This is a genomic window from Cypionkella aquatica (assembly GCF_030161095.1).
GTDB lineage: Bacteria > Pseudomonadota > Alphaproteobacteria > Rhodobacterales > Rhodobacteraceae > Cypionkella > Cypionkella aquatica.
In genome coordinates this window covers 510,656-537,221 of sequence record NZ_BSPP01000007.1, presented here as the reverse complement: position 1 = coordinate 537,221, position 26,566 = coordinate 510,656, and the positions used below count along the sequence as shown (strand labels likewise).

The 26,566-nt window shown below is 60.1% G+C and carries 26 protein-coding genes; 17 read left to right on the top strand and 9 right to left on the bottom strand.

Features of this window, described 5'->3' with window-relative positions:
- Positions 1-50 precede the first annotated feature (50 nt).
- Positions 51-932 carry an MBL fold metallo-hydrolase gene (locus QQJ98_RS11160; protein WP_284325405.1) on the bottom strand — a complete coding sequence of 294 codons (882 nt, stop codon included), beginning with the start codon at positions 930-932 and terminating at the stop codon, positions 51-53.
- A 134-nt stretch (positions 933-1,066) separates the two neighbouring features.
- Between QQJ98_RS11160 and QQJ98_RS11155 the strand changes: the two genes are divergently transcribed.
- Both QQJ98_RS11155 and QQJ98_RS11150 read left to right on the top strand, forming a co-directional pair.
- Positions 1,067-2,095: a glycosyltransferase family 2 protein gene (locus tag QQJ98_RS11155; RefSeq protein WP_284325404.1), complete on the top strand. Its 1,029-nt coding sequence runs from the start codon at positions 1,067-1,069 to the stop codon at positions 2,093-2,095.
- Between the two features lie 136 nt (positions 2,096-2,231).
- A complete protein-coding gene (locus QQJ98_RS11150; protein WP_284325403.1) occupies positions 2,232-3,230 on the top strand; it encodes a uroporphyrinogen decarboxylase/cobalamine-independent methonine synthase family protein in 999 nt (332 codons plus the stop codon).
- An 18-nt stretch (positions 3,231-3,248) separates the two neighbouring features.
- On the opposite strand, the gene QQJ98_RS11145 is transcribed toward QQJ98_RS11150, so the two are convergent.
- Complete coding sequence (locus QQJ98_RS11145) at positions 3,249-3,647, bottom strand: lysozyme inhibitor LprI family protein (RefSeq protein ID WP_284325402.1); 399 nt, start codon at positions 3,645-3,647, stop codon at positions 3,249-3,251.
- A 30-nt stretch (positions 3,648-3,677) separates the two neighbouring features.
- Complete coding sequence (locus tag QQJ98_RS11140) at positions 3,678-3,986, bottom strand: antibiotic ABC transporter (protein WP_284325401.1); 309 nt, start codon at positions 3,984-3,986, stop codon at positions 3,678-3,680.
- Positions 3,987-4,161: 175 nt separating this feature from the next.
- Here QQJ98_RS11140 and pyrC point away from each other — a divergent pair, with 175 nt between their 5' ends.
- The 15 genes from pyrC to QQJ98_RS11065 all read left to right on the top strand — a co-directional run bounded on the left by pyrC (position 4,162) and on the right by QQJ98_RS11065 (position 18,033).
- Positions 4,162-5,205, top strand: coding sequence for a dihydroorotase (gene pyrC, locus QQJ98_RS11135; protein ID WP_284325400.1), 1,044 nt, complete (start codon positions 4,162-4,164; stop codon positions 5,203-5,205).
- Between the two features lie 130 nt (positions 5,206-5,335).
- Positions 5,336-6,016: an orotate phosphoribosyltransferase gene (locus QQJ98_RS11130; protein WP_284325399.1), complete on the top strand. Its 681-nt coding sequence runs from the start codon at positions 5,336-5,338 to the stop codon at positions 6,014-6,016.
- Between the two features lie 261 nt (positions 6,017-6,277).
- Positions 6,278-7,792, top strand: coding sequence for a replicative DNA helicase (locus QQJ98_RS11125; protein WP_431307808.1), 1,515 nt, complete (start codon positions 6,278-6,280; stop codon positions 7,790-7,792).
- Between the two features lie 334 nt (positions 7,793-8,126).
- On the top strand, positions 8,127-9,176 hold the full coding sequence (gene alr, locus QQJ98_RS11120) for an alanine racemase (RefSeq protein WP_284325398.1): 1,050 nt from the start codon (positions 8,127-8,129) through the stop codon (positions 9,174-9,176).
- The gene (locus QQJ98_RS11115; protein WP_431307807.1) at positions 9,173-9,967 is read left to right on the top strand and encodes an MlaE family ABC transporter permease; all 795 of its coding nucleotides are present in this window, start codon (positions 9,173-9,175) and stop codon (positions 9,965-9,967) included. Before alr ends, QQJ98_RS11115 begins: the two co-directional genes overlap by 4 nt.
- Positions 9,964-10,710 (top strand): ABC transporter ATP-binding protein, encoded by a 747-nt coding sequence (locus QQJ98_RS11110; RefSeq protein WP_284325397.1) that lies wholly within the window; start codon positions 9,964-9,966, stop codon positions 10,708-10,710. The genes QQJ98_RS11115 and QQJ98_RS11110 overlap by 4 nt, the downstream gene beginning before the upstream one ends.
- Positions 10,707-11,096: a hypothetical protein gene (locus QQJ98_RS11105; RefSeq protein WP_284325396.1), complete on the top strand. Its 390-nt coding sequence runs from the start codon at positions 10,707-10,709 to the stop codon at positions 11,094-11,096. Before QQJ98_RS11110 ends, QQJ98_RS11105 begins: the two co-directional genes overlap by 4 nt.
- A gap of 190 nt (positions 11,097-11,286) precedes the next feature.
- The gene (locus QQJ98_RS11100) at positions 11,287-12,087 is read left to right on the top strand and encodes a DNA repair protein (protein WP_284325395.1); all 801 of its coding nucleotides are present in this window, start codon (positions 11,287-11,289) and stop codon (positions 12,085-12,087) included.
- A gap of 47 nt (positions 12,088-12,134) precedes the next feature.
- The gene (locus QQJ98_RS11095) at positions 12,135-12,557 is read left to right on the top strand and encodes a paraquat-inducible protein A (protein WP_284325394.1); all 423 of its coding nucleotides are present in this window, start codon (positions 12,135-12,137) and stop codon (positions 12,555-12,557) included.
- Positions 12,558-12,587: 30 nt separating this feature from the next.
- Complete coding sequence (gene radA, locus QQJ98_RS11090) at positions 12,588-13,946, top strand: DNA repair protein RadA (protein ID WP_284325393.1); 1,359 nt, start codon at positions 12,588-12,590, stop codon at positions 13,944-13,946.
- A gap of 17 nt (positions 13,947-13,963) precedes the next feature.
- Positions 13,964-14,575: a CvpA family protein gene (locus QQJ98_RS11085; protein ID WP_284325392.1), complete on the top strand. Its 612-nt coding sequence runs from the start codon at positions 13,964-13,966 to the stop codon at positions 14,573-14,575.
- A 291-nt stretch (positions 14,576-14,866) separates the two neighbouring features.
- A complete protein-coding gene (gene purF / locus QQJ98_RS11080) occupies positions 14,867-16,330 on the top strand; it encodes an amidophosphoribosyltransferase (RefSeq protein WP_284325391.1) in 1,464 nt (487 codons plus the stop codon).
- A complete protein-coding gene (locus QQJ98_RS11075) occupies positions 16,327-16,677 on the top strand; it encodes an iron chaperone (RefSeq protein WP_284325390.1) in 351 nt (116 codons plus the stop codon). Before purF ends, QQJ98_RS11075 begins: the two co-directional genes overlap by 4 nt.
- 48 nt (positions 16,678-16,725) lie before the next feature.
- Positions 16,726-17,271, top strand: a complete 546-nt coding sequence (locus QQJ98_RS11070) for a hypothetical protein (protein ID WP_284325389.1) — start codon at positions 16,726-16,728, stop codon at positions 17,269-17,271.
- 105 nt (positions 17,272-17,376) lie between these two features.
- Positions 17,377-18,033 carry an SDR family NAD(P)-dependent oxidoreductase gene (locus QQJ98_RS11065; protein WP_284325388.1) on the top strand — a complete coding sequence of 219 codons (657 nt, stop codon included), beginning with the start codon at positions 17,377-17,379 and terminating at the stop codon, positions 18,031-18,033.
- 74 nt (positions 18,034-18,107) lie between these two features.
- On the opposite strand, the gene QQJ98_RS11060 is transcribed toward QQJ98_RS11065, so the two are convergent.
- The 6 genes from QQJ98_RS11060 to QQJ98_RS11035 all read right to left on the bottom strand — a co-directional run bounded on the left by QQJ98_RS11060 (position 18,108) and on the right by QQJ98_RS11035 (position 26,392).
- Positions 18,108-19,214: a cystathionine gamma-lyase gene (locus tag QQJ98_RS11060; RefSeq protein ID WP_284325387.1), complete on the bottom strand. Its 1,107-nt coding sequence runs from the start codon at positions 19,212-19,214 to the stop codon at positions 18,108-18,110.
- A gap of 119 nt (positions 19,215-19,333) precedes the next feature.
- On the bottom strand, positions 19,334-20,287 hold the full coding sequence (locus tag QQJ98_RS11055; RefSeq protein ID WP_284325586.1) for an NAD(P)-dependent oxidoreductase: 954 nt from the start codon (positions 20,285-20,287) through the stop codon (positions 19,334-19,336).
- 17 nt (positions 20,288-20,304) lie between these two features.
- The gene (locus QQJ98_RS11050) at positions 20,305-21,738 is read right to left on the bottom strand and encodes an aldehyde dehydrogenase family protein (RefSeq protein ID WP_284325386.1); all 1,434 of its coding nucleotides are present in this window, start codon (positions 21,736-21,738) and stop codon (positions 20,305-20,307) included.
- An 11-nt stretch (positions 21,739-21,749) separates the two neighbouring features.
- Positions 21,750-22,985, bottom strand: coding sequence for an aromatic ring-hydroxylating oxygenase subunit alpha (locus QQJ98_RS11045; protein WP_284325385.1), 1,236 nt, complete (start codon positions 22,983-22,985; stop codon positions 21,750-21,752).
- 13 nt (positions 22,986-22,998) lie between these two features.
- Positions 22,999-23,832 (bottom strand): isocitrate lyase/PEP mutase family protein, encoded by an 834-nt coding sequence (locus tag QQJ98_RS11040; protein ID WP_284325384.1) that lies wholly within the window; start codon positions 23,830-23,832, stop codon positions 22,999-23,001.
- Positions 23,833-23,944: 112 nt separating this feature from the next.
- Positions 23,945-26,392 carry a GcvT family protein gene (locus tag QQJ98_RS11035; RefSeq protein WP_284325383.1) on the bottom strand — a complete coding sequence of 816 codons (2,448 nt, stop codon included), beginning with the start codon at positions 26,390-26,392 and terminating at the stop codon, positions 23,945-23,947.
- Positions 26,393-26,566 lie beyond the last annotated feature (174 nt).

The window sequence follows — 26,566 nt, the reverse complement described above, 5'->3', positions numbered from 1 at the left end:
AATTTGCCCTACGCTTGCCAACGCACGCCTGAAGCATTGGTTCCCAAGCATCATAGCGCGTGGATCGCCGCCCGCATCGCCTGCACCCGTGCGCGGTTTTGCGCATGAACCGCCTCATAGGGCTCAAAGTACCGCAAGGTGCCATCTTTCAGCCAAGGCGCAATGATCTCGGCCATCGGGCGCGGATCAGCCGCTTGCAGATGCCGGATGTAATCGGCGGTCGCCGCCAGCAGCTTTGCGTTATAGCCACCCTGCGCGATCATCTCTGCAGCGCCGTGATTGGGCAGCACCCACTCCGCACCCAGTTCCGCCAACCGGTTAAGATCGCGCAAATGAATGTCGAACTCTTCGGGCGCGCCCACATAGGTCACGCAATCCTCAACCGTGTCGCCTGCAAGCAAGATCCGCCGATCAGGCAACCACAACACCGTCGCATCATCGGAATGAATATTGGCCGAGATCAACTCCACCGGCTCGCCACCCAGGTCAAGCCGCATGCGGTCTTCAAACACCGTATCCGGCAAGATCAACGGCGAGATCACAGGCAAGCCGTGATCTGTGCCTGCCTCTATCGCCGCCTGCCGCGCGGTCAGATGCCCCAAGGTGCGCGCATTGGCGATCACTTGACAGTCCGCAAACGCCTCGGTGCCCGCAACATGGTCCAGATGCCAATGCGACAGCACCACCCGGATATCAGTTACCCCGTGCCGTTCCAACTCGCTGCGGATAAATCGCCCATGCGGCACTGATACATGGCTGTCATAGACAATCGCCTGCCCGCCGGCGATCAATGCATAAGACGCGATCCCAAGCGAAAGTGCGCCGTCATCCACCCAATTTGGCTCCGCAGCAAAGCGGTGGCCTGCCACCCGCCCATCATAAAACGCCAAAATCCCCGGATGCGGTTCTAAAACCCGCAGCTGTGATAGCATCGCCATCCTCCCAAAACCCGCGCCATGCTTGCCCCCGGCGCAGCAATCGGTCAAGTTCAGCTTCTCTTGCTTTTCCTCTCTGCCCAAATATCCGTCGGAGGCTTCGAGCTTCCCGCCCAAATCCCGGAAGCCCCATGCGCGCCACCGCCCTTATCGGAGTGAAAAACGAAGCGGCCTTCCTGCTGGAATGGCTCGCGCATCACCGCGCCTGTGGCTTCAGCGATTTTCTGGTTTATTCCAATGATTGCAGCGATGGCACCGATTTGATGCTGGATCGGTTGGCGGCGCTAGGCTGGCTGACCCACATGCGCAACCCCGGTCCCCACCCCGAGGGGCCGCAATGGGCGATGTTGAAGGTTGCCGACAAACACCCGCTGATCGCACAATCCGATTGGGTGCTGGTTTGCGATATTGACGAATTCGTCAACATCCATGTTGGCGACCGCAGCCTTAACGCCTTGCTGACCGCCCTGCCCGATGCCACCGCGATTGCGTTGACGTGGCGGATGTTTGGCAATGCAGGTGTGATCGAGATTGCCGATCAACCGATCACCGAAACCTTCACCAAAGCCGCGGAAGCCAGTTTCGCTTGGCCATGGCGGGCGCAGTTGATCAAGACTCTGTTTCGCAATGACGGCACATACCGCAAACTTGGCGTGCACCGTCCGCGCAGCCCTGACCCCGCGCGCGCGGGCCAAGCACGCTGGTTTGATGGCTCTGGCAGGGCATTGCCGGATACGCCGCAAGGTCGGATTTTCTCGGATTACAGCCGCGACAATTACAAATTGGTGCAGTTGAACCATTATGCTTTGGGGTCAATGCAAAACTATCTTGTCAAAGCCGATCGCGGCCGCGCCAACCGTGACGCTTCAGCCTTTGACATGAGCTATTGGGTAGAGCGCAACTTCAACGAGGTTGAGGATCGCTCGATCCACAGCCTGAATTCCGCCACCCTGCGGGCCGAGCTTTTGGCCGATCCCGTCCTTGGCCCGTTGCATTACAAAGCCGTCGCATGGCGGCAGGCGCGCTTTGCCGAGCTGATGCAAGCCGAGCCGTGGCGGGCCCTGTTTGGTCGCCTGCTGATGACGCCAGCTTCGCATACACTTCAACCAGAGCGTGCACGTCACCTTCTTCGCTACGCCACAACCAGCAAAAAACCATGACATTTGAAACAGTCTTTAGAAACTGTTCCCAAGCGCGATGCCTTTCAGCCCCGAGTTTTGCTTGCCCGAATGGCGCAAAAAGCAGATTATAGCGCCAGAGTTTTGTGCTCCCGTAAAGCGTTGACTGGATATCATGATGACCGATCTTGCCGAAACCACTCAGCTGCCGCAGACCACGCAGCAGCCGCAGGATCATTTGTCGGCTGGCATCATGCTGGATGATGATGCAAGCGACCCCTATGAAATCTGGGAACAGCAGATGGAGCAGGCTACCGAAGAGGCAGGTTATTTCCACAGCGTCGGTGACAAGCATTGGGCCTATTTTGCCGATGAAAGCACTACCCTTCTGGTCAGTTTTGAAACCATCGCCTCGGTGCTGGCACGCCCCGGCCAGATGCCTTTGGCAGACAGTCTGGCAAAGGCGCATGGCTGGTCGGTGCTGAGCATTATTTCGGATGGCGACACCTGGTTCCGCGATCCGGCGGTGTATGGCTTCTTTGACCGTCAGGTTGACGATGCTTTCTTCGAAGATTTCGATCAGGTGCTGTTTTACGGCGCGGGCATGGGCGGTTATGCGGCCTGCGCCTTTGCGGTGACGGCGCCCGGCGCGCAAGTGCTGGCGCTCAACCCACGCGCAACGCTTGATCCGGCGCAAAGCCGTTGGGACAACCGCGATCGTGCGGCGCGGCGGTTGGATTTCACCTCGCGCTATGGCTATGCGCCTGACATGCTGGAAGGTGCGGCGCAGGCAGTGTTGATCCACGATCCAACCATTGCCACCGAAGCGATGCATGCAGCCCTGTTCCGCGCACCCTATATCACCAGAATTTCCACCCGATATATCGGGGACAGTGTGGAATCGGCGCTCAGTGCCACCAGCATCTTGCCAAAAATGGTTGATCTCGCGATGGCGGGCAATCTTTCGGCGGAAAGCTTTGCAAAACTATGGCGGGTGCGGCGCAACTACGGCCCCTACCTGAACAGCCTGCTTGCAAAGGCAGAAGGTGCGCGACGCGATCAACATGCGCTGATGATCTGCCGCTCTGTCACCAGCCGACTCAATTCGCGCAATTTTGCCCGGCGCTTGGCAAAGCTGAAGGAAAAACTGGCGACACCAGAGACAACCGAGGCTTAAAGCTGGACCGCGCAGGCGCTAGTATTCCTCGGCCATCGCTTTCAGGTCGGCCACACGCTGTTCGGTCAATCGCGCGCGGCATCCGTAGATCACCATAGGCTCGGCCGATCCGCCATGCATCGCATAGCCCTCGGCTGCGCAAGTTGCATCGCGGAACGTCACCCAAGCCCGCTGACCATCGCGCAGATACTCTGCAGCGCCGCGCTGCGATGCCTCAAGATCGTCATCAATGCCCTGCATCTGCTTGCGCGCCGCGGCATAGGCAGTGTTCAGCTCAGCATCCGCCGCCATCCAATCCTGCTCGGCGCAATAGGTCAGCTCCATCTGGCTTTCCGCAGTGCCGCAATCGACATCTTGCGCGGTGGCCGGCCACGCCATCAGCGAAATCACATAAGCCGCCCGATAAAAACCCATCATGTCCCCTATTCCGACCTGCAGGCCGCAAACCTAGCCCTGCGCCACCTTACGCTGCAACCGCTTGGCATTGGCACTGGTTTTGGCGCGCACCGGCTTCATCGCTGCCATCACCATGTCAGAAATGGTACCGCCCGCCATACCAATCCGCAACGCAGCCTGCGCCGAATCCATTCCAGCGCTTAGCTTTTCCGTCATCATGCGGTCTTGCTCGGCGGCAGACATAGGCCAAAATCCGGCCATACCCGCCAGACGCAACCCAATCACCAGCTGCGATTCCACCATGATCTGGCTCGCCTCCAGTGCTGGGGCCATAAAATCAAACGGAGTCATCAGCTTCATCGCGGTTTCCTTAACCCTTTGCGGCTACATGGCGCTTAATGCTGCGCCGCAGCAAGGGTATTCTCGCCTTGGCAGCCTGCGCCCAAGGGATAGCCGCGAAAAGCTAAGATCAAGTGTCGCATCCCTGCGCCACGCCCCCTAGAGAATCGCGTCAAGCTGCGCTATCTGCATCGCTATGACACACAGCCTCACGCTTCGCCGCCCCGATGACTGGCATTTGCACCTGCGCGATGGCGCGATGCTAAAGGGCGTTCTGCCCGAAACCGCACGACATTTCGCCCGCGCCCTGATCATGCCCAATCTGGTGCCGCCCGTAGTGACGGGTGCACAGGCGCAGGCCTACCGCGACCGCATCATGGCAGCCTTGCCAACTGGCTCGGCCTTCCAGCCGCTGATGACGCTGTATCTGACCGAGGCCACCGATCCCGCCGACGTGGCCGCCGCCGCCGCATCGGGTTTGGTGAAAGCGGTGAAACTTTATCCGGCAGGGGCCACCACCAACTCGCACTCCGGCGTCGCCGACTTCAGCAAAGTGCAAGCTGTGCTGGAAAAAATGGCCGAAATCGGCCTGCCTTTGTGCCTGCACGGCGAAGTCACTGACCCATCAGTGGATATTTTCGACCGCGAGGCAGTGTTTATCGACACGATCCTTGATCCGTTGCGCCGCCGAATCCCATCCTTGCGCGTGGTGATGGAGCATATCACCACCGAAGAAGGCGTGGCCTATGCCCGCAGCGGTGGTGATAATCTGGCGGCCACCATCACCACCCATCACCTGATTATCAACCGCAACCATATCCTCGCCGGTGGCATCAAGCCGCACTATTACTGTCTGCCCGTCGCCAAACGCGAAAAACACCGGCTTGCCTTGCGTGCCGCCGCCACCTCGGGCGAGGCGCGCTTCCTCTTGGGCACCGATTCCGCCCCGCATGTCGATGCGCTGAAAGAACACGCCTGCGGCTGCGCCGGTTGCTTCACCGCCACCAACACCATGCCGCTGCTTGCGCATGTTTTCGAGGAAGAGGCGGCGCTGCATAATCTGGAATCCTTCGCCGCGCTGAACGGTCCCGCCTTTTACCGTCTGCCGGTGAACGAGGGCCACATCACTCTTGTCAAACACGAACAACCGCAAAGCTTCCCCGAGAAAATCCTCACCGAAGCAGGCCCCGTTACCGTCTTCAACCCAGGCTTCCCTGTGCATTGGCATGTCGAAGCCTAAGTCCGCCGCATTTCACACCAGTCTGAATTTCACATTGGTCTAAATATCCCCGCCGGAGGCTCTTGTCGCCTGCCCCTGCCCGCTCCGTCGGGATATTTATGCCAGTCTGAAAGCCCAAAAAGGAACCGTCATGATCCCGACCAGCTTTCCACCGAAAGAAGAAATCGCCCGCCTCACCGCACGCGCGCTGCTGGAAATCAAGGCGGTGCATTTCAACGCCGAAACCCCGTTTACCTTGGCCAGCGGCCTGCCCAGCCCGACCTATATCGACTGCCGCAAGCTGATCTCTTACCCGCGCATCCGCGCCACATTGATGGATTTCCTGACCATCACCGTCATGCGCGACGCAGGCTTTGAAGCGTTTGACAATATCGCAGGTGGCGAGACCGCAGGCATCCCCTTTGGCGCTTGGGTGGCTGAACGTTTGGCGCTGCCGATGACCTATGTGCGCAAAAAACCTAAGGGTTACGGCCGCAATGCCAGGATTGAGGGCGAAATGACACCCGGCCAGCGCGTGCTGCTGGTCGAGGATCTGACCACCGATGGCGGATCCAAACTGTCCTTCGTCGATGCGATCCGCGAAACCGGTGCCTCTTGCGCCCATACGGCGGTGATTTTCTACTACGGCATTTTTCCCGAAACCACCCAGCGTCTTGCCGATCACGGCGTCGCCTTGCATCATTTGTGCACTTGGTGGGACGTGCTGGCCGAAGCCCGCGCCCAAGGCAGTTTTGATGCCAAAACCCTGACCGAGGTGGAAAGCTTCCTGAACGATCCGCGCGCTTGGCAAGCCGCCCGCGCACCGAAGTAATCCACAGAAATCTAACGCGAAGGCACTTCACCGACCTGTGGATGGCCTGTGGGCAAGTTTTTGCCCGAATCGAGCGAGGAAGCCGTAGTTTGTGGAAAATCTCCAAACCCTGCCCAAATGTGGTAGGGTTTGATCAAGACATATGGCAACACACAGCAAAATCCCGCGCTTTTCCACAGCCTTATTCCTGCCTTGCGCCACCAATCCAATCAGCGCAAGCACACCAGCAACGTCACACGCACGACCGCCTTAGGGAAGACCATGAACGAACTCGCCACCCTTCGCCCGATGCCGCCCGCCGTGTCCGCCGCAGCCCTCGAAACCGAGGCGTTGCCGCATAATATCGAGGCCGAGCAGCAGCTGCTTGGTGCGATCCTGACCAATAATGATGTCTATGACCGCATCGCATCCTTGGTGAAGCCAGAGCATTTCTTCGACCCGGTCCACCAACGCATCTTTGAACGCGCCGCCGCGCGTATTCAGAAAAACGCTCTCGTCTCGCCCGTCACCCTGAAAATCTATTTCGAGGATGATGACGGTTTGAAAGAATTGGGCGGCCCGTCCTATCTCGTTCGTCTCGCCGGGGCCGCGATCTCGTCCTATGCAGCCCGCGATTACGCGCAGATGATCTATGACCTTGCTGTGCGCCGCGAGCTCATGTCGCTGGGCCGCGATCTGACCGCTAAAGCCGCCAAGGTCGAGATTGATTCAGAGCCGAAAGATCAGATCATCGAGGCCGAACAGCGCCTCTATAAGCTCGGCGAACAAGGTGTGGCCGAGCGCGGGTTTCAGTCCTTCCTGAAAGCCGTGACCGAAGCCGTCAACGTCGCCAACGCCGCCTATCAGCGCGGTGGTGGTCTTGCCGGCATCTCGACCGGCCTGATTGATCTCGATAAAAAACTCGGCGGCCTGCACGCCTCTGACCTTCTGATCCTCGCCGGGCGACCCTCAATGGGTAAGACCTCACTCGCCACCAACATCGCCTTCAACATCGCCAAAGCCTACAAACGCGGCCGCACCCATGACGGCCACGAAGGCGCGGTTGAAGGCGGCGTCGTCGGATTCTTCAGCCTTGAGATGAGCTCGGAGCAACTCGCCGCGCGTATTCTTTCTGAGGCATCAGAAGTCCCTTCTGAACAAATCCGCCGTGGCGACATGCAGGAATTTGAATTCCGCAAATTCGTGGAGGCAGCTAAATCCTTGGAATCCTGCCCGCTTTATATCGACGACACCCCCGCGCTGCCGATCAGCCAAGTCGCCGCCCGCGCCCGCAGGCTGAAGCGTACGCATGGGCTTGATGTTTTGATCATCGACTATCTCCAACTCTTGAAAGGCACCGGGAAAGGCGACAACCGTGTGCAGGAAGTATCGGAGATCACCCAAGGCCTGAAGGCGATCGCCAAAGAACTCAACATCCCGGTAATCGCGCTCAGCCAGCTGTCACGTCAGGTGGAAAGCCGCGAAGACAAACGCCCGCAACTGTCCGATCTGCGCGAATCCGGCTCGATCGAGCAAGACGCGGATGTGGTGATGTTCGTCTACCGCGATGAGTATTACAAAGAACGCGAAAAGCCCGGCGACCACGAGTTGGAAAAAATTGCCCAGTGGCAAGTGGTGATGGAACAAGTGCGTGGCAAGGCCGAAGTCATCATCGGCAAACAGCGCCACGGGCCCATCGGATCGGTAGAACTGTCGTTCGAGGGCCGCTTCACCCGCTTTGGCAACCTCGCGCAACAATGGCAAGGCTCCGGCCCTCGCGACGACGTCGGCTTCTAAGCGCGCCGCAGACTGGCGCAGCAAATCGGGCCGGCCAAACCATTCCGGGTCAGCGAGACTCTGGACAGGCAACACTCTGGGCCAGAAAGCGAAAGCGCTGATCGTCATCGCTGGCCCCACTCGCCTCAACCGCACTCAAAAACCCCTACCCAATTGCTCTTTTCAAAATACTCCCGCCGGAGGCTCCCCCGCCCCCAAAAACCATCACCCCCCACGGAAAGGTCCGCGGCAGCAGCGATCGCGTGGTGGCTCGATGCCACCCAAGATCGCCCTAGTTCATGCCGAGCGAAGAATTCCCCCTTGACCCCGCGCGCGGCCCTGTCAAAACCGCAATATGGCAACAGCAACTCTCTCCATCGACCTCGACGCCATCGCCGCCAACTGGCGCGCTTTGGATAAAGCCTCCGCTTCGGGGGTGCAGACCGCTGCGGTGGTCAAAGCAGATGCATACGGGCTTGGCATCACCCGCGTCGCGCGCGCGCTGGCGCAAGCAGGGGCGCGGCGGTTCTTCGTCGCCGTCGCCGAAGAAGGCGCAACCCTGCGGCAAGTCCTCGGCCCTGGCCCGCAAATCTGCATCCTGTCGGGCCATATGGGCGGCGACACCGATATGATCGGCGATCTTGACCTCACACCAATGCTGAACAGCCTTGATCAGGTCACCCGCCATCTCGAATCGCTGCCCGGCCATGCCTTCGGTGTGCAGCTTGATACGGGCATGAACCGGCTTGGCATGGAAGAACCCGAATGGGAAGCGATTGCCCCCTTTGTGCTGGAGGCTGGCCCAGAGCTGCTGATGTCGCATCTGGCTTGCGCCGATGATCCCGACCACGGCCTGAATGAAACCCAGCTTGCCACCTTCCTTGCGATGACCAATGGCACCGGCGTGCCGCGCAGCTTGGCCGCAACTGGCGGTATCCTTTTGGGTCCGAAATACCACTTCGATCTGACCCGCCCCGGCGTTGGCCTGTTCGGGGGCCGCCCGTATGAGGCTGCACGCCCCGCCGTCACCCTGTCGCTGCCGGTGATCCAGACGCGTCAAGTCGCCGCGGGCGAAGCGGTGGGCTATTCCAGCACATGGATTGCCGATGCGCCCAGCACCGTGGCGACGGTTTCGGCGGGGTATGCCGACGGTCTGCCTCGTACACTGTCCAACGCAGCTGTGCTCTGGGATGGCGACACGCCCTGCCCGCTGATTGGCCGCGTTTCGATGGATCTGATCACCGTTGATATCAGCCATCTGGCGCAGGTGCCGCGCTATCTTGACATTATCGGCCCTAATCAAACCGTGGACGAACTGGCGGATATTGCGGGCACTATCGGCTATGAAATTCTGACTGGACTGAGCCCGCGCTACATCCGCCGCTATTACGAGGGCACTGCGTGAGCCTGCTTGCTTTGCCCGAAACCGCGCTTGCCAGCCTTGGCCGTGCCTGCTTTGCCGGATTGGCGGCGGTGGGGCGGGTCGCCATTTATGCAGCTGTGACGCTGTGGCATATCATCCGCCCACCTTTTTATGGGCGCGAATTTTTCAGCGCCTTGCTGTCGGTCGGCTGGCTGTCGCTGCCGGTGGTGGGGCTGACTGCGATCTTCACTGGCGGCGCTTTGGCGCTGCAAATCTACGCCGGCGGCCAACGCTTTTCTGCCGAGGCCGTGGTGCCGCAAATCGTCGCCATTGGCATGGTGCGCGAACTTGGCCCGGTGCTGGTTGGCCTGATGATCGCCGCCCGCGTCACATCTTCCATCGCTGCCGAGATCGCCACGATGAAAGTCACCGAACAAATCGACGCTTTGACCACGCTCTCCACCAACCCAATGAAATACCTCACCGTTCCGCGCGTGCTGGCGGGGTTTCTGACAGTGCCGTTACTGGTTGGTGTCGGCGACATCATCGGGATCATGGGCGGCTTTCTGGTTTCGACCGAACAACTTGGCTTCAACCGCGCCAGCTATATCAAGAACACCGTCGATTTCCTGCAAACCGCCGATGTCGTGTCATCGCTGATCAAAGGGGCGGTATTCGGTTTCATCGCCACGCTGATCGGCTGCTATTACGGTATGAACTCGGGTCGGGGCGCGCAGGGCGTGGGGTCCGCCACCAAAAACGCCGTGGCGACCGCATCCATCCTGATCCTTGCGGCGAATTTCGTGCTGACCTCGGTGATGTTCGGACAATGATAGAGCTTTCAAACGTCGCAAAGACCTTCGGCAAGAACCGCGTCCTGCGTGGCGTCAATCTGACCATCCCGCGCGGGCAAAGCATGGTGGTGATCGGCGGCTCTGGCACCGGAAAATCGGTGCTGCTAAAGTCGATTCTTGGCCTAGTCACCCCGGATTCCGGGCGCATCACCTTGGATGGCTCGGATGTGCGCGAGGCCAACCGCGATGCGTTTCTGGCCCGCTTTGGCATGCTGTTCCAAGGTGGCGCTTTGTTCGACAGCCTGCGCGTCTGGGAGAATGTCGCCTTTCGCCTGATGCGCGGCGCGACCAAGCGTCCAAAGGATGAAGCCCGCGCCATCGCCATCGAAAAGCTGCGGCGCGTGGGGTTAAAGCCCGAAACCGCCGACCAGTTTCCGGGTGAACTTTCCGGTGGCATGCAAAAGCGTGTGGGCCTTGCCCGCGCGATTGCTGCAGAACCCGAGATCATTTTCTTTGACGAACCGACCACTGGCCTTGATCCGATCATGTCCGGCGTGATCAACGCCCTGATCCGCGAGATCGTCACCGAAATGGGGGCCACAGCCATGACGATCACGCATGACATGTCGTCAGTCCGCGCCATCGCTGACCGTGTGGCGATGCTGCATGATGGGCTGATCCGCTGGACTGGCCCGGTTTCCGAGATGGATCAGGCTGACGATCCGTATTTGCAGCAATTCATCCATGGCCGCGCCGAAGGCCCGATTGAATCCGTCAGATGACACCGCTGCTCAGCCTTGGCAGTGACCTGATCGCGCTTTTGGCGCGACCGCTGCCCAGCCTTGCTGCAGCCCTGCTGCCCGCGTGTATTGCCGTGGCAGGGATCGCCAGTCTGCGCGCCCGCTCGGATGACCGGATTTTGGCTTGGGTGCAGATCATCACCAGTATCGCGCTCACGCTATGGATGCTGGCGCCCTGGCATCCGACCGAGGCCGATGTTCTTGGTATGAACCGCTCGATGACTTTGTTCAGCTTTGGCTACGTGCTGCAGGATTGGCTGCGCGAGGCATGGCGTTCCGGGCTGCACCCTCGCTGGGCACATCTGTCGGTGATTCTCTCGGCAGCCCTGCTGGTCGCGGCGCTGGCTTATACCGCGTTCAGCGCCTGAGCCATGCGGTTTCCCGCAAGGGTTGCAGCACTGTTTCTTAAGCAGAAACAACCCCGGCTGTAGGTGCCGGTTTGATCGCTAACGCCCTTTGCGGTAAGGAAAATATTTGCAAAAATCGCTGCGATTGGAAAGGTATAGGCAAAGCCAGCGGGGATAGGCTTGGGTTGTGTCGATGGTGCGGGGATAAATCATGTCGGTGAACTGGCGCGAAACAATGCAAGCTGCGCGCGCAGCTGTGCAAACCGGGGCGCAGGGGCTGATCGTCATTGTGGCGCTGGGGTTAAGTGTTGCGACGCTGGCAGCCTCCCTTGGTCTGATCCCATGGCCTCAGATTGCATTGTTCTTTGGCGGCCAAGCTGTGCCCAACGCCGGCATGTGGCTGCAGATCGGCCTGACCCTGTTGCTGGTCCTGATGACGTTCTTTCTGCCCTCAAACATCCGCATGGCCCAGCTGGAACGCAGCCATCGCAGCTTTGCGGTTGGCATGGCCGATGTGGCGCAAGCCTATGCCCACGCCCATGCTGCCGATCGCGCCGGGGTGTTCGCCTTGTCGGGCGAATTCGAGTCCATGCGCGCACGGATGGAGCATCTGCGTCAGCATCCCGATTTCCAGCATCTTGAGCCCGAACTGCTGCAACTCGCCGCCCAAATGAGCATTGAGACCCGCGATCTGGCCCGCGTCTACTCCGATCTAAAAGTCGCCCGGGCCAAGGATTTCTTGCGCCAGCGGCAGGAAGAGGTGCAAAATCTGACCGACCGCCTCGCCATCGCGCGCCGCACCTGTGACGAGCTGCGCCGCTGGATGGGCGATGTCCAAGCCGAAGAAAACCTCGCCCAGATCCAGATGAAACGCCTTGAGGCTGATTTGAAGGAAATTCTGCCGACTTTGGGTTATGACTTTGATCTGGAAGATCACAAAGATGAATACAAAGACGCCAATGTGGTGTCGTTGCCAAAACCCGGGAAAGGGCTGGATGCGGCAACTCCCTGATCGCAGCGCGGCTTGACGAAACAGTGACAATCCCGCAGCACAGCACGATGAAATACGCCAATCTCGCCCTGCTGGTCCTGCTGCCGATTGCATGGTTCGCGCCACTGCTCCGCGCGGCGCTGCTGCCAATCTTTGGCATGGATGAAATATCTGTCATCACCGGCCTGCAATCTTTGTGGGGCACCGACCCCGGCTTGGCCCTGCTGGTGACCTTTTTGGCAATCTTCGCGCCCTTCGCCAAAATCCTTGGCCTTGCCCTGATCCACTTTGGCCTGCTTTCCCCCAAAACCCTGCCCACGCTGCAAATTTTGGGCAAACTCGCCATGGCCGAGGTGTTCTTGCTGGCGCTTTACATCGTCATCGCCAAGGGGGCGGGCTATGTCACGATTGAAACCGCTTGGGGGCTTTATCTGTTCACCGCCTGCATTGCCGCGTCCATCTTCATCGCGCACAAAACGGAAACATCTTGAGCCGCCCCCGATTTCCGGGCATCTAACGCCATGAGCAAAAATTCTCCCAGTTTCACCTGCACCACCTGCGGCGCATCCCATCGCAAATGGATCGGCAAATGCGAAGGCTGCGGCGGCTGGAACACCCTGATTGAGGAAGCGCCGCTGTCCGCAGGCCCGAAAGCCTTGGGCAGCAAAGGCCGCGCCATCCATTTGACCGACCTTGCCACGGTGGGTGAGGCCCCGCCCCGCGCCTCGTCCGGCATTGAAGAATTGGACCGTGTGCTGGGCGGCGGCCTTGTGCCAGCATCCGCTATCCTTGTCGGCGGCGATCCCGGCATCGGCAAATCCACCCTGCTTTTGCAAGCCGCCGCATCGTTTTCGCGGCACGGCGTCAAATGCCTGTATATCTCGGGCGAAGAAGCCACTGCCCAAGTGCAGATGCGCGCGCAACGCCTTGGGCTGACCGAATCCCCGGTCGCCTTGGGCGCAGAAACCAACCTGCGCGACATCTTGACCACTTTGGATACCGAACGCCCCGGCCTTGCGATCATCGACTCTATCCAGACCATGTGGCTCGATACAGTCGATTCCGCCCCCGGTTCCGTAAGCCAAGTCCGCGCCGCCGCACATGAACTTGTCACTTTCGCCAAACGTCGCGGTGTCGCGGTGATCCTTGTTGGCCATGTCACCAAAGATGGGCAGATCGCAGGCCCGCGCGTCGTCGAACATATGGTTGACACTGTGCTGTATTTTGAGGGCGAGCGTGGCCACCAGTTCCGCATCCTGCGCGCTGTGAAAAACCGCTTCGGCCCCGCAGATGAAATTGGCGTGTTCGAGATGACAGGCGACGGGCTGCAACAAGTGCTTAACCCCTCGGCGCTATTCTTGTCGGAACGCGGCCAGCCCTCTCCCGGCTCTGCGGTTTTCGCGGGCATTGAAGGCACCAGACCGGTCTTGACCGAAATTCAGGCCCTCGTGGCCCCCTCGCCGCTTGGCACCCCACGGCGCACTGTCGTCGGCCTCGACTCAGGCAGGCTCTCAACAATTCTTGCCGTGCTGGAAGCCCGCTGCGGCATCCCTTTCGCAGGGCTTGATGTGTTCCTCAACGTCGCAGGCGGCATGCGCGTCACCGAACCCGCCGCCGACCTTGCCGTGGCAGCCGCCCTGATTTCCGCCCGCGAAGACATCGCTGTGCCCCCGGAAACAGTGTTATTCGGAGAAATCAGCCTTTCAGGGGCCCTCCGTCCGGTCAGTCAGACCGAAAACAGGTTGAAAGAAGCCGCAAAACTTGGTTTCTCACAGGCAATCGCGCCCAAAGGGTCAAAGCTTGGGCAGGTCGAGGGCATGAACGTGCGGCAGATGCCGGATCTCACCGCTTTCGTAGGTGAAATATTTGGGGCGGGCTAAGCCTTAAGGAGCGGAAGATGGAAGGTTTTACCATTGTTGATGCGGGCGTTGCTGGCATCATCGTGCTATCTGCGGTGCTTGCCTATTCGCGCGGCTTCGTGCGCGAGGTTATGGCGATTGTCGGCTGGGTCGGCGCTGCCGTGCTGGCCTATATGTTCGCAGCCCAAGCGCAGCCCTTGGTCAAAGAGATCCCCGCTGTCGGTAAATTTCTTGAAAACTGCGAACTTTCCTTGATCGCAGGCTTCGCCGCCGTGTTTGCCGTGGGCCTGATTGTCGCGGCGCTGTTCACCCCGTTGTTTTCATCGGTCGTGCAACGCTCGGTTCTGGGCGGACTTGATCAGGGCTTGGGATTTTTGTTCGGCGTGGTGCGCGGCGTGGTTCTGGTTGCCATCGCCTTCATGGTATATGATCGCGCCGTCGCCGCAAACACCGTGCCGCAGGTGGACAATTCGCGCTCTGCGAAGATTTTCGCGTCGTTTCAGGGTGACATCGACTCGGCGGTGCCAACCGATGCGCCGAATTGGGTTGTTGCCCGCTACAACGAGCTGACCGCGACCTGCGCCGCAACCACCCCCGTCACCGGGGAGCCTGCGCCAGCCGCCGAACCCGCGCCCGCAACTGCGCCGTAAGCTGTGCTTTATCCATGCGGCACGACGCACCCGCCCGACAAAGGCGGGTGCGTCGTGCTTTGATCCGCGGGATCTGCCCCACTGGGCGCAACACTGCCATGCAAGCGCGCGCAACTGCTTGTAACTGCGCAGCCAGTGCCTATGTCACCGCAATGACTTACCCTGCGAAACTGATAGCCCTTGCACAGCCGCTCTGCTGCATTGCAGCACTAGACGCGCTTTCTGGGGGTGACAGCGCCGTCAGTTCAGCCTAAAGGGAAGGCGCAGAACGAACCCGGAATCGGAGGCTCCATGCAACCTTTCTATGCCCATCCTTTCGACGATGATAAGCTGAAAGAGGAGTGCGGTATTTTCGGCGTGATCGGCGTCTCGGATGCCTCAAATTTCACCGCGCTCGGCCTGCATGCGCTACAACATCGCGGCCAAGAGGCCGGCGGCATCGTCAGCTACGACCCATCGACCGGCTTCAATTCAGCCCGCCGCTTTGGCTATGTGCGCGACAATTTCACCAAAGCCGATGTGATGGAAACCCTCCCGGGCTCGCTTGCCATCGGCCACGTCCGCTATTCCACCGCCGGATCGAAAGGGGCTACCGCAATCCGCGACGTCCAACCTTTCTTTGGCGAATTCTCGATGGGCGGTGCCGCAATCGCCCATAACGGCAACCTAACCAACGCAGCCGCCCTGCGGCGCGAGCTGATCGAGCGTGGCAGCATCTTCCAATCCTCGTCAGACTCCGAATGTATCATCCACCTGATGGCCCGCTCTATCCAGAAAAACATCTCCGAACGCATCAAGGACGCCTTGCGCCGGGTCGAGGGTGCGTTTTCGGTCGTGGCAATGACCCGCACCAAGTTGATCGGCGTACGCGACCCCCTGGGCGTCCGCCCGCTGGTTTTGGGCCGCATAGGTGATTCTGCCTGGGCGCTCAGCTCGGAGACCTGTGGCCTCGACATCATCGGAGCCGAGTTCGTGCGTGAGATCGAGCCCGGCGAAATGGTCGTGATCGAAGACGGCAAAGTAAACTCCACCCGCCCCTTCGCCCCCGCCAAATCCCGCTTCTGCATCTTTGAACACGTCTATTTCAGCCGCCCCGACAGCATCCTCGGTGGCCGCTCGGTCTATGAGACCCGCCGCGCCATCGGCGTGGAACTTGCCAAAGAGGCTCCGGTTGACGCCGATTTGGTCTGTCCCGTCCCCGATTCAGGCACACCCGCCGCCATTGGCTACAGCCAGCAATCCGGCATCCCCTACGCCATGGGCATCATCCGCAACCAATATATGGGCCGCACTTTTATTGAACCCAGCGAGTCGATCCGCAACATGGGCGTGCGGCTGAAGTTGAACGTCAACCGCGCGCTGATCAAAGGCAAACGGGTGATCCTCGTGGACGATTCCGTTGTGCGCGGCACCACCAGCCGCAAGATCAAAGACATGATCCTTGAGGCAGGCGCCGCCGAAGTCCACTTCCGCATCGCTTCGCCCCCAACCGCATGGCCTTGCTTTTACGGCGTAGATACGCCCGAGCGCAGCAAACTTCTCGCCGCCACTATGACCGAAGAAGAAATGCGTGAGTGGATCGGCGTCGACAGCCTCAAATTCATCACCCTCAACGGTCTGTACCGTGCCGCTGGTGAGGCCAATGGCCGCGATGACGCATCGCCGAAGTATTGCGACGCCTGCTTCTCGGGTGATTACCCGATTGCCCCCTTGGACAAGTTGGAAGAAGGTTTCCAGATGAAAGCCGCCGAATGAGCGCAGAGGTAGAAATCTACCTCTCCGCCCTTCCAAGCGCCTTCCGGGCCGCCGCCGAAACCCTGCGCGCCCAGCTGAAAGCCTTGCTGCCCGACCATATCGAATGTCTGTCTTACGCGATGCCGGGCTTTCGAGAACCGAAACCAAAGGGAAAGATGGTCGCGGGCTACGCGGCCTTCACCCGCCATCTCGGCCTCTACCCACATTCCGGTAGCATCATTCCGCAAATTAGCTGCACCCCGTTCAAAACCTCAAAATCCGGCGTGCTGTTCACTCCCGAAAATCCGCTTTTCACCGCGCTGATCACTCAGATCATCCGTGCCCGCCAAGCCGAATTGTCGAAATAACCCAAAGTTGCGTGCCCCACCCATGACCCCAGTATGCGTGCTCTGCAAATGACCCAGGTATTCGTGCTCTGCACAGGCCGTTGCGGCTCCAAAACCTTCACCCGTGCCGCCGAGCATATGACCAATTTCACGGCCAAGCATGAATCACGCACCCATCTGCTGGGGGCCAACCGCTTTGCTTACCCGGTCAATCATATCGAAATCGACAACCGACTGGCTTGGTGGACAGGCAAGCTCAATCAAGCCTATGGCGACACACCGTTCTATGTCCACCTCACCCGCGACCGCGATGCGGTGATAAAATCCTATGTTGCGCGCAAGAACTACGGGCTCGTCAAAGCCTACCGCGAGACCATGTTGTGCAATTTGCCGCTGCGCAAACCCAACACCGACATCACAGCAATTGCCGAGGATCTGGTCGATACCATCACCAGCAACATCACATATTTTCTGCGCGACAAAACCCGGGTGATGCAGATGCGGATGGAGACCATGGAACAGGATTTCCCCGCATTCTGGGATTGGGTCAGCGCAAAAGGCGATCTTGCCGCCGCGATGACCGAATGGACCGTGCGTCACAACGCGACAGAGTAAAACCGTCCGCACATGCGCCGCCCCCTTGCCCTTTCACATTGGCTCAAATATCCCCGCCGGAGGCTCTTAAAGGCCGCCAAGATCCAGCCGCCGAAAGGATAAACCATGACCGAACGCCTCGCCCTGATCACTGGAGCATCGCGCGGCCTTGGTGCCGCGATGGCCGAACAGCTGGCCGCGCGCGGATGGCATGTCGTGGCGGTCGCCCGCACGGTTGGTGGGCTGGAAGACCTAGACGACCGCGTCAAAACCCTGAAATTGCCCGGCTCGGGCGGGCTGACCCTTGCGCCAATGGATGTGACCAATGATGACGCAATGCGGCATCTGTGCCTGTCGATCCACCAGCGTTGGGGCCATCTGAACCTGTGGCTGCACACGGCGATCCATGCGGCCCCGCTCGCCCCTGCGGGCTCGGTGGATGTGAAGGATTGGGAGAAAAGCATCGCCACCAACACCCGCGCCACCGGCACGCTGATACCGATGATTGAGCCCTTGCTGCGTGCGGGCGATGGCAAGGCGGTGTTCTTTGACGATCCCCGTGCGGGTGAGAAATTCTTTGGAGCCTATGGCGCAAGCAAAGCCGCGCAGATCGCACTTGCGCGCAGCTGGGCCGCCGAGAATGTCAGCATCGGCCCGCAAGTCAGCATCGTGACGCCAAACCCGATGCCCACCGCTACGCGCGCCCGCTTCTATCCGGGTGAGGATCGCGCGCCCCTGTTCGCGCCGCGCGACGAGGCCGCCCGCCTGCTCGACCTGCTGTAACGACGCCCGCCAAACGCTCGGAGTTTTACGAGAAGTTCGCTGCACGATTTCTGCCGCAGCAAAGTCGCTGGCATTCAGGCGTTCAGTGCCGCTTCCATCGCCGCCCACAACGGGGCCAACGGCTCGATCCCCACCGACAAACGGATGAATCCGGGGGCGACTTTATCGCCCCACCGCGCCCGCCGCTCGCCCGAAGTATGGGTGCCGCCGAAACTGGTCGATTGCACGATATAGGGACATTCCATCAAGAACCGCTCGGCCCGCGCTTCGTCGGCCAATTCAAAGCCGATCAAAAAGCCAAACCCAGACATTTGGGCTTTTGACACCGGATAGGACGCATCGCCCACCAGCCCCGGATAGCGCAGGTTTGCGACGGCTTTATGCGCCGCCAATCGTTCCGCAATCATGCCCGCGCTGGCGCACATGCGTTGCAAGCGGAGCTCCAGCGTCTCGATGCCGCGATGCACTTGCCAGGCTTCAAACGGCCCCGGAACCGCCCCCGACAACCGCCGCCAATCGCGTACCCGTGCCATCAAAGCGGCGTTGCGCCCTGCAACATGGCCAAACAAGACATCTGAATGTCCCGCAGGTGCCTTGGTATCTGCGGCCACCACCAGATCGGCCCCCAGATCCAAGGGGCGCTGCAACAGCGGCGTCATCGTGGTGTTGTCAACGATCACCAGAGCCCCGGCCGCGTGGGCGCGAGCGGATACTGCGGCAATGTCGACCACGTCGAGACCGGGGTTGGAGGGGGTTTCGAGATAGACCACGCTTGCCCCGGTAAAATCATGGGCCGCGTAGTCGGCGGTGGCAATCTGAATCACCTCGACACCGAAAGGCGCGAGAAACCCCTCAGACAGAACCCGCGTCACATAATAGCCGTCGGCAGGAATGATCAGCTTGGCTCCGACCTTCAACGTCGCCATCAGCGCCGCCGAAATCGCGGCCATGCCTGAGGGAAAGCTGACGGTCTCGGCATCTTCCAGCAGGGCTAGCTGATCTTCGACCGCCTCCCAAGTGGTCATGCCGTTGCGGCCGTAGATGTGGCTGGCCCCCCCAACCTCGGGCAAATGAAAGGTCGCCGCGGGGACGATCGGCAGGCTGATCGGATCGCCCTTTTTCAGGCCCGCGCTGCGGTGGTGCAGCAGTTGGGCGGCGCGGGTTTGAGAGGCTTTATCCATCGCTCTTCCTGTGGTCCCAACTCGGGACCAAAAAACCATAATTTATTTCAATGGGTTAGGGTGGTGCCTTTAACACATTTTTAACAGTTTCGCCGAAAAGCCACCCCTTGTGCAAGCCGCTATTCCAGCCGCGCGGGGAAGCCTTCGGCACGCAGATCGGTGCCGAGCAGGTCTTCCAGCAGTTTGGCGATCATCGGCGATTGTGCTTCACCACCGTAGGCGGCTTTCGCGGCGATATAAGTCTGGTTGGTCATCGACGCGAGGTCCAAAGGCACGCCAAACTCGCGGCCAAAGCCCAAGGCAAAGCCCAAATCTTTCAGCGCCAGATCAACATTGAACGCCACATCATATGACCCGTTCAGGATCAGCGCGCCTTCGGTTTCATGCACGAAACTGTTGCCGGACGAGGCCGCAATCGCGGCATGCGCCTGCGCCAGATCAAGGCCCCCACGTTTGGCCAGCATCAAAGCCTCGGACGTGGCTTTCAGGTGGATGAAGGCCAGCATATTGGTGATCACTTTGATAATGCAGGCTGATCCCAATGGCCCCATGTGGAAAATCTTGTCACCCATCGCCTGCATCGCGCCAAAGTGCAGGTCGAACAGGTCGCGGTCGCCGCCCGCAAGCATGGTGATCTTGCCCTGATAGGCCAGATGCACGCCGCCTGTGACGGGAAGCTCCATCATCCGCACGCCCGCATCTGCCGCGACGGCGGCGAGTTTCAGCACCTCATCCCGGCCCAAGGTGGACATCTCAAGCCACGAGGCACCTTGTTTCATCTGTGGCAGGATGGCGCGCAGCACCTTTTCCGACACAGTGGGCGATGGCAGGCAGGTGATCACATGATCGACCGAGGCGGCCAAAGCCTCGGCACTGGTCGCCAAAACTGCGCCTTGGGCGATCAGAGGAGCTGCCAAAGCTGGATTCAGATCATAGACCGTGACCTGAAAGCCTGCCTTCAGCAAACAGCCCGCACAGGCGGCCCCGAGGTTGCCAAGGCCGATGTATCCGTAATGCATAATTTTCCCTTTTGCCGCCCCAAGGCGATTTTCGCGCGAAAATCGTGTCCGGATTTCGCGCGAAATCCGTTTTATACGCCGAAGCCGACGATGCCCTTGATTTCGCAGAAATCATGGATGCCCCAATCGGCATATTCGCGCCCGTTGCCGGATTGCTTATAGCCACCGAAGGGTGCCGAGGTGTCCCAATCAGGATAGTTCAGGTTCACTGTGCCCGCGCGCAATTTACGCGCGATGGGTTTGGCATCTTCAACCGGGCCCGCGATATAGGCGGCCAAGCCGTAGACCGTATCATTGGCCATGGTCACGGCCTCATCCAAGCTGTCATAGGGCAGGATCGCCAGCACTGGGCCGAAGATTTCTTCCTTGGAAATCGTCATCTCGTTCTTCACATCGCCAAAGATCGTGGGTTTGGCGAACCAGCCGTGGTTCAGGCCAGCCGGACGGCCAATACCGCCTGTGACCAAGGTTGCGCCTTCGTCAATCCCGGCCTGAATCAGGCGCTGCACCTTTTCCCACTGGGTTTTGGAGATCAGCGGCCCCATCGTTGTCGTCTCAAGCGTCGGATCCCCCGGCAGCAAAGCCTCGGCGGTTTCTTTTGCCACCGCCAAAGCCTGTGCCTGCTGCGCACGCGAGACAAACATCCGCGTCGGTGCGTCACAAGATTGGCCGGTGTTGGACATGATCGCATTGACGCCAGCCGCCACTGCAGCCGCGATATCCGCCGTAGGCAGGATGATATTGGCCGATTTGCCGCCCAATTCCTGCGCCACACGCTTCACCGTTGGGGCAGCAGCAGCAGCCACGGCGGTGCCTGCACGGGTCGATCCGGTGAAGGACACCATATCAACCTCGGGGTGCGACGACATCCGCGCGCCAACTTCCGGCCCGGTGCCGTTCACCAAGTTGAACACGCCCGGCGGCACGCCAGCGGCATGGCAGACTTCGGCGAACAACACGCCCGACAACGGCGCAATTTCGGACGGCTTCAGCACCATGGTGCAGCCTGCGATCAGCGCTGGCGCCACTTTGCAAGCGATCTGGTTCATCGGCCAGTTCCACGGTGTGATCAGAGCGCAGACGCCGATGCCTTCATGCACGATGCGCGTGGTGCCGCGATCATATTCCCACGCCATTTCCTCGGCAGCTTTGATCGTCGCCTCGATATGCACCTGCCCTGCCCAAGCCTGCGCGCCGCGCGCCCATTCGATCGGAGCGCCCATTTCGGTGCTCATCGCCTGCGCGAATTCTTCGTAGCGGCTGTTGTAGACTTCGAGGATCTTCTTCACGAGGTCGATGCGTTTTTGCACCGGCCACACCGTATAGGCGTCAAACGCCGCCCGCGCCGCTGCGATTGCCGAGTCAATGTCGGTCTGGTTGCCCAAGGCAACTTCGGCGACGATTTCTTCGGTCGCCGGGTTTTCAACGCCCATGCGTTCGGCCGAGTTCGGTTCAACCCAAGCGCCGTTGATGTAGAATTTCGTCATATTGGCAGAGATCGTCATGGCGGGCTCCTTCAAGGGCGCGAGATTTCGTCAAGATACCAGTTGATGTAGCGTAATTCGTTCTGCTCCATCGGCGCAATCGGTCCTGGCACAAAATATTTAGACCGCACCCCGCGAGAGGTATGTTCGATGATGGTTTTATCCTCGGCGGTGGTCACCGTCCAAAGCCAGGTCAAGCGGTCAAAGTCGTAATCGCGGCCCGCTTCGGCTTGGCCATTGACCAGCCAGATCAGCTCCATCTCGCAGGCCTGCGGGCCAGTTGGCACAAAGCGGTAGATCATGCCGTGATCGGGGTAGGCGACCAGAAAGGTGGTGCCGCCAAGGTGAACCGAGGTGACGCCGCCATCAAATGCGCTGAACCGCCCCATCAATGGGGCCAGCGGCTTGCCATCCTCGGACCCGGTGCTGACGCCATCGTAAAGCGCGTAGCGAAAGGCGTGGATCGCCTCGCGCCCTGCCCGGCTGGTCTGCCACGCATCGGCTTGGCCAACCTCGATGCCCAAGGCGCAGGTGCGCGCCTCCATCGCGGCGTTGAGTTCGGCGATACGCTCCAGCGGTTGTTCCAGCGCATGAGTTTGCGAATATTCGGGATGGGCCGGGCCGCAATGGTAGCACTCGACATAGTTTTCGACCGCAAGTTTCCAGTTGGCATCGACGGGATAGGTTTCACGATGCGCCACTTTGGCCTGATCCCAGCCATATTGGCCGCAGGTGGCGCGCAACAGGCGTTCCACCTCGGAAAAATCCAACGGATCATCGGCGAAAGAGATGAACACCAAACCCGCCACGACGCGGACATGGAGGCGGCGCAGGCCATGGTCTTCGCGCTTGAAATCCTTTGGCATCAGCCGGGCAGCCTTGAGGCGGCCATCGTTGCCATAGGTCCAGGCGTGATAGGGGCAGACAAAGGCCTTGGCATTGCCCTTGTGTTGGGTGCAGACCTCGGCGCCGCGATGGCGGCAGATGTTCAGCAGCGCATGAATTTCACCCTGCGCATCGCGGGTCAGGATGACCTGTTCCGTCGCCATCTTGAACAGCTCGAAATCGTTCGGATTCGGGATCACGCTTTCATGGGCGATGCAATGCCAATGGCGGCGGAACACCCGGTCGAGATCGCGCTCGTAGATGTCGGGGTCGGTGTAGAAGGCGCGCGCAAGGCCGATGCCGGGTTGATGCGCGGCAATCAGGCGGTCAATCGGATCGCTGTTGTGCGAGGGGCTGGCGAGGGGGGTCTCGGATGCGAGCATGTCAATTCTCCAATCAAATTCGGTCAGCGGCACCTTGCCGCAACAAAGCGTCGATCTCATCGCCAGAGGCGGCCCCGGCCAGCGGCGCGAAAGATCCCGCATCCAGCATCGCTGATGTGGCGTCCCGGATCGCCGCATGCGTTGCCCGCGCGATCTGGCTGCCGGTGGAAATCCGCCGCACCCCCATCGCCGCAAGCTCCTTCACCGTTAGTGCCTTGAGCGGCCCCGCCGCCAAAGCGTTGAGCGGGGTTTTCACCGCAGCCAAGACCTGCGCAAGTTCCGCCCGCCCCGGTGGCACCGGTAGATACAGCAGATCCGCGCCAGCAGCCTCATAGGCCTGCAGTCGGCGGATGCCCTCTGCCAGATCATAGCTGCCGTTCATCACGCCATCGGCACGCGCGCAGAACACAAATGGACGCCCCAAAGCACGGGCCGCCGCCACCGCTGCGCGCACCCGTTCCACAGCCAGGTCAAAGCCGTAGGACGAGGCATCGCTGGGGTCGGTATCCTCGATGGAACACCCTGACAGCCCGACCTCTGCCGCCAACCTGATGGTTTCGGCCACGCCCTCAGGGTCATCGGCAAAGCCATTCTCAAAATCCCCAGAGACTGGAAGCGCAGTCGCAGTCACCATCATTTCGGCATGGGCCAAAGCCTCATCCCGGCTGACTCCACCGATGTCTGGCCGCCCCATGGTGAACGCATGCGCCGCAGACGAGGTCGCCAGCGCCTTGGCCCCCAAAGCCGCCATCATCCGCGCAGATCCCACATCCCAAGGGTTCGGGATGACAAAGCAGCCTTGGTTGTGCAGGCGCTCAAACGCCTGATGTCGTGCCAACTCTGTCATCCTGTGCCCTTTCATCTGTCCCTAAACATCTCACGGGGTGCATAGAATTTTACTGTGAAGCCGCGCAGAACCTTCGCAGCAAGAGAGTGTGAGACCCCGGCTGCGCCTCGTTTCATGCCTTGATCCGTTCCGATTTCGGGTCATACATCGGCACCAAGGACGCCACGGCCTGATGCCGCACACCGGCCACTTCGATCTCATAGCGCGAAGCCAGAATGTCGGCGTCTGACTGCCCCGTGCAGGGCACATAGCCCAAGCCCACCGCTCCGCCGAGGAAATGCCCATAGTTGCCAGAGGTCACCGGCCCCACGATCACGCCATCGCGCACCACGGCTTCGTTGTGGAACAACAACGGCTCGGGGTCGGTCAGGCGGAACTGCACCAGTTTGCGATCCAAGCCAGCCTCGGCCTTGCGCAGCACGGCATCGCGGCCAATGTAGCTTTGCTTTTTCTTCGAGACTGCAAAGCCAAGACCCGCCTCAAGCACATGATCTTCGTCGGTAATATCATGGCCAAAGTGACGATAGGCTTTCTCGATCCGGCAACTGTCCAGCGTGTGCAAGCCGCAGAGCTTCAGGCCCAGATCCGCGCCCGCTTCCTCCAAAGCCTCAAACACATGCGCGGTCTGGTCCGACGAGACATAAAGCTCCCATCCCAATTCGCCCACATACGTCACCCGATGCGCCCGCGCGATGCCCATGCCGACCTCGATCTGCCGCATGCTGCCGAACGGATGCCCGGCGTTAGAGAAATCATTCGGGCTGATTTTCTGCATCAACTCCCGCGATTTTGGCCCCATCACGCACAACACCGACTCCGCCGCCGTCACATCGGTGATCACCGCGAACGCATCGCCAACATGACGCCGCAGCCAAGCCAGATCGCGCTGCAACGTTGCCCCCGGCACCACGGCAAGATAGGCGGTTTCCGACAGCCGCGTGATTGTCAGATCAGACTCGATACCGCCTTTTTGGTTCAGCATCTGCGTGTAGACGATCCGCCCGACGGCGACATCCATTTCAGCCGCGCAAACCTGATTGAGCAACGCACACGCATCGCGCCCCTCAATGCGGATTTTGCCGAATGAGGTCATATCAAAGAAGCCAACGCCTGTGCGCACGGCCAGATGCTCGGCCTTCTGGTTGTCAAACCAGTTCTGCCGCTTCCAGCTGTAGTGATATTCGCGCTCTTGCCCCTCATTGGCGAACCAGTTCGCACGTTCCCAGCCTGCCACTTCACCAAACACCGCGCCGCGCGCTTTCAGATGCTCGTGCAACGGCGTGCGCCGCACCCCGCGTGCGGTGGCGACCTGACGGTAAGGGAAGTGATCGGCATAAAGCAGACCCAAGGTTTCGGTCACACGCTCTTGCAGGTACTTGCGGTTCTTCTGGAACGGCTGCGCGCGGCGGATATCGACCTCCCACAGATCAAACGGCGCCTCGCCCTCGACGATCCAATGCGCGAGGGCCATGCCCGCACCACCCGATCCGGCAATACCGACCGAGTTATAGCCTGCGGCCACCCAATAGCCGCCGACCTCTGGTGCTTCGCCCAGATAATAGCGGTCGTCCGGAGTGAAACTTTCTGGCCCATTGAAGAAGGTGTGAATCCCAGCCGTCTGAAACAGCGGCATGCGGTTCATTGCATCTTCCAGGATTGGTTGGAAATGGTCCCAATCTTCGGGCAACGTATCAAACATGAAATCTTCGCGGATGCCGCCCATGCCCCAAGGTTTGGCTTTGGGTTCAAACGCCCCGATCATCATCTTGCCCGCGTCGGATTTGTAATAGGCACATTCATCCGGCACCCGCAGCACCGGCAAATGGCCAAGGCCCTGCACAGGTTCGGTGATCAGATAGAAATGCTCGCAGGCATGCAGTGGCAGGGTCACACCCGAAGCCTCGGCCAGATCGCGGCCCCACATGCCGCCGCAGTTCACCACCACATCGGTTGCGATGTGGCCCGGCTCACCGTCTGCGCCGATGTAATCCACGCCTGACACGCGGCCATTCGCTTTGGTGACGCCAACAACTTTGGTATGCTCGAAAATCTGCGCCCCGCGCATCCGCGCGCCCTTGGCCAAAGCCATGGCGATATTGGCCGGATCGCATTGGCCATCCAGCGGCAGATGCACCGCCCCCACCACATCCGACACGTTCAGATGCGGATACATCGCTTTGACTTCAGACGGCGAAATCTCGGACACATCCACGTCGAAAATCCGCGCAACGGTAGCCTGACGCAGCAATTCCTCGCGCCGCGCCTCTGTCAGCGCCACCGAGATGGAGCCCACCTGCCGCATACCCGTCTCGACCCCGGTTTCTGCGGCCAGCTTCACATAAAGATCCGCCGAATACTTCGCCAACCTTGTCATATTGGCCGATCCGCGCAACTGCCCGATCAACCCCGCCGCGTGCCAAGTGGTGCCCGAGGTCAGCTGCTTACGCTCCAAAAGAACCACATCCGTCCAACCCATCTTGGCCAGATGATAGGCCACGGAACAGCCAGAAACGCCGCCACCAATGACGACCGCACGCGCGTGTTTAGGAATCGAGGGCATCAGGTTCTCCATAGGATATGATCATTGATCCATGCGCGTCCCAAAATGAAATTTCAACTTCATTTTTCATTTTAGGCATGATGAACCCGATAATCATCACTTTTCAGCCACATCTCAGCACTGATTTCACCCGACATCTTGCCAAAACCGCCCGTAGCCGCCACCCTGACCGAA

Bases quoted from the DNA above. Each gene is read 5' to 3' on its own strand.
- QQJ98_RS11160 (WP_284325405.1), bottom strand. From the start codon at position 932: ATGCTATCACAGCTGCGGGTTTTAGAACCGCATCCGGGGATTTTGGCG.
- QQJ98_RS11155 (WP_284325404.1), top strand. From the start codon at position 1,067: ATGCGCGCCACCGCCCTTATCGGAGTGAAAAACGAAGCGGCCTTCCTG.
- QQJ98_RS11150 (WP_284325403.1), top strand. From the start codon at position 2,232: ATGACCGATCTTGCCGAAACCACTCAGCTGCCGCAGACCACGCAGCAG.
- QQJ98_RS11145 (WP_284325402.1), bottom strand. From the start codon at position 3,647: ATGATGGGTTTTTATCGGGCGGCTTATGTGATTTCGCTGATGGCGTGG.
- QQJ98_RS11140 (WP_284325401.1), bottom strand. From the start codon at position 3,986: ATGAAGCTGATGACTCCGTTTGATTTTATGGCCCCAGCACTGGAGGCG.
- pyrC (WP_284325400.1), top strand. From the start codon at position 4,162: ATGACACACAGCCTCACGCTTCGCCGCCCCGATGACTGGCATTTGCAC.
- QQJ98_RS11130 (WP_284325399.1), top strand. From the start codon at position 5,336: ATGATCCCGACCAGCTTTCCACCGAAAGAAGAAATCGCCCGCCTCACC.
- QQJ98_RS11125 (WP_431307808.1), top strand. From the start codon at position 6,278: ATGAACGAACTCGCCACCCTTCGCCCGATGCCGCCCGCCGTGTCCGCC.
- alr (WP_284325398.1), top strand. From the start codon at position 8,127: ATGGCAACAGCAACTCTCTCCATCGACCTCGACGCCATCGCCGCCAAC.
- QQJ98_RS11110 (WP_284325397.1), top strand. From the start codon at position 9,964: ATGATAGAGCTTTCAAACGTCGCAAAGACCTTCGGCAAGAACCGCGTC.
- QQJ98_RS11105 (WP_284325396.1), top strand. From the start codon at position 10,707: ATGACACCGCTGCTCAGCCTTGGCAGTGACCTGATCGCGCTTTTGGCG.
- QQJ98_RS11100 (WP_284325395.1), top strand. From the start codon at position 11,287: ATGTCGGTGAACTGGCGCGAAACAATGCAAGCTGCGCGCGCAGCTGTG.
- QQJ98_RS11095 (WP_284325394.1), top strand. From the start codon at position 12,135: ATGAAATACGCCAATCTCGCCCTGCTGGTCCTGCTGCCGATTGCATGG.
- radA (WP_284325393.1), top strand. From the start codon at position 12,588: ATGAGCAAAAATTCTCCCAGTTTCACCTGCACCACCTGCGGCGCATCC.
- QQJ98_RS11085 (WP_284325392.1), top strand. From the start codon at position 13,964: ATGGAAGGTTTTACCATTGTTGATGCGGGCGTTGCTGGCATCATCGTG.
- purF (WP_284325391.1), top strand. From the start codon at position 14,867: ATGCAACCTTTCTATGCCCATCCTTTCGACGATGATAAGCTGAAAGAG.
- QQJ98_RS11075 (WP_284325390.1), top strand. From the start codon at position 16,327: ATGAGCGCAGAGGTAGAAATCTACCTCTCCGCCCTTCCAAGCGCCTTC.
- QQJ98_RS11070 (WP_284325389.1), top strand. From the start codon at position 16,726: ATGACCCAGGTATTCGTGCTCTGCACAGGCCGTTGCGGCTCCAAAACC.
- QQJ98_RS11065 (WP_284325388.1), top strand. From the start codon at position 17,377: ATGACCGAACGCCTCGCCCTGATCACTGGAGCATCGCGCGGCCTTGGT.
- QQJ98_RS11060 (WP_284325387.1), bottom strand. From the start codon at position 19,214: ATGGATAAAGCCTCTCAAACCCGCGCCGCCCAACTGCTGCACCACCGC.
- QQJ98_RS11050 (WP_284325386.1), bottom strand. From the start codon at position 21,738: ATGACGATCTCTGCCAATATGACGAAATTCTACATCAACGGCGCTTGG.
- QQJ98_RS11045 (WP_284325385.1), bottom strand. From the start codon at position 22,985: ATGCTCGCATCCGAGACCCCCCTCGCCAGCCCCTCGCACAACAGCGAT.
- QQJ98_RS11040 (WP_284325384.1), bottom strand. From the start codon at position 23,832: ATGACAGAGTTGGCACGACATCAGGCGTTTGAGCGCCTGCACAACCAA.
- QQJ98_RS11035 (WP_284325383.1), bottom strand. From the start codon at position 26,392: ATGCCCTCGATTCCTAAACACGCGCGTGCGGTCGTCATTGGTGGCGGC.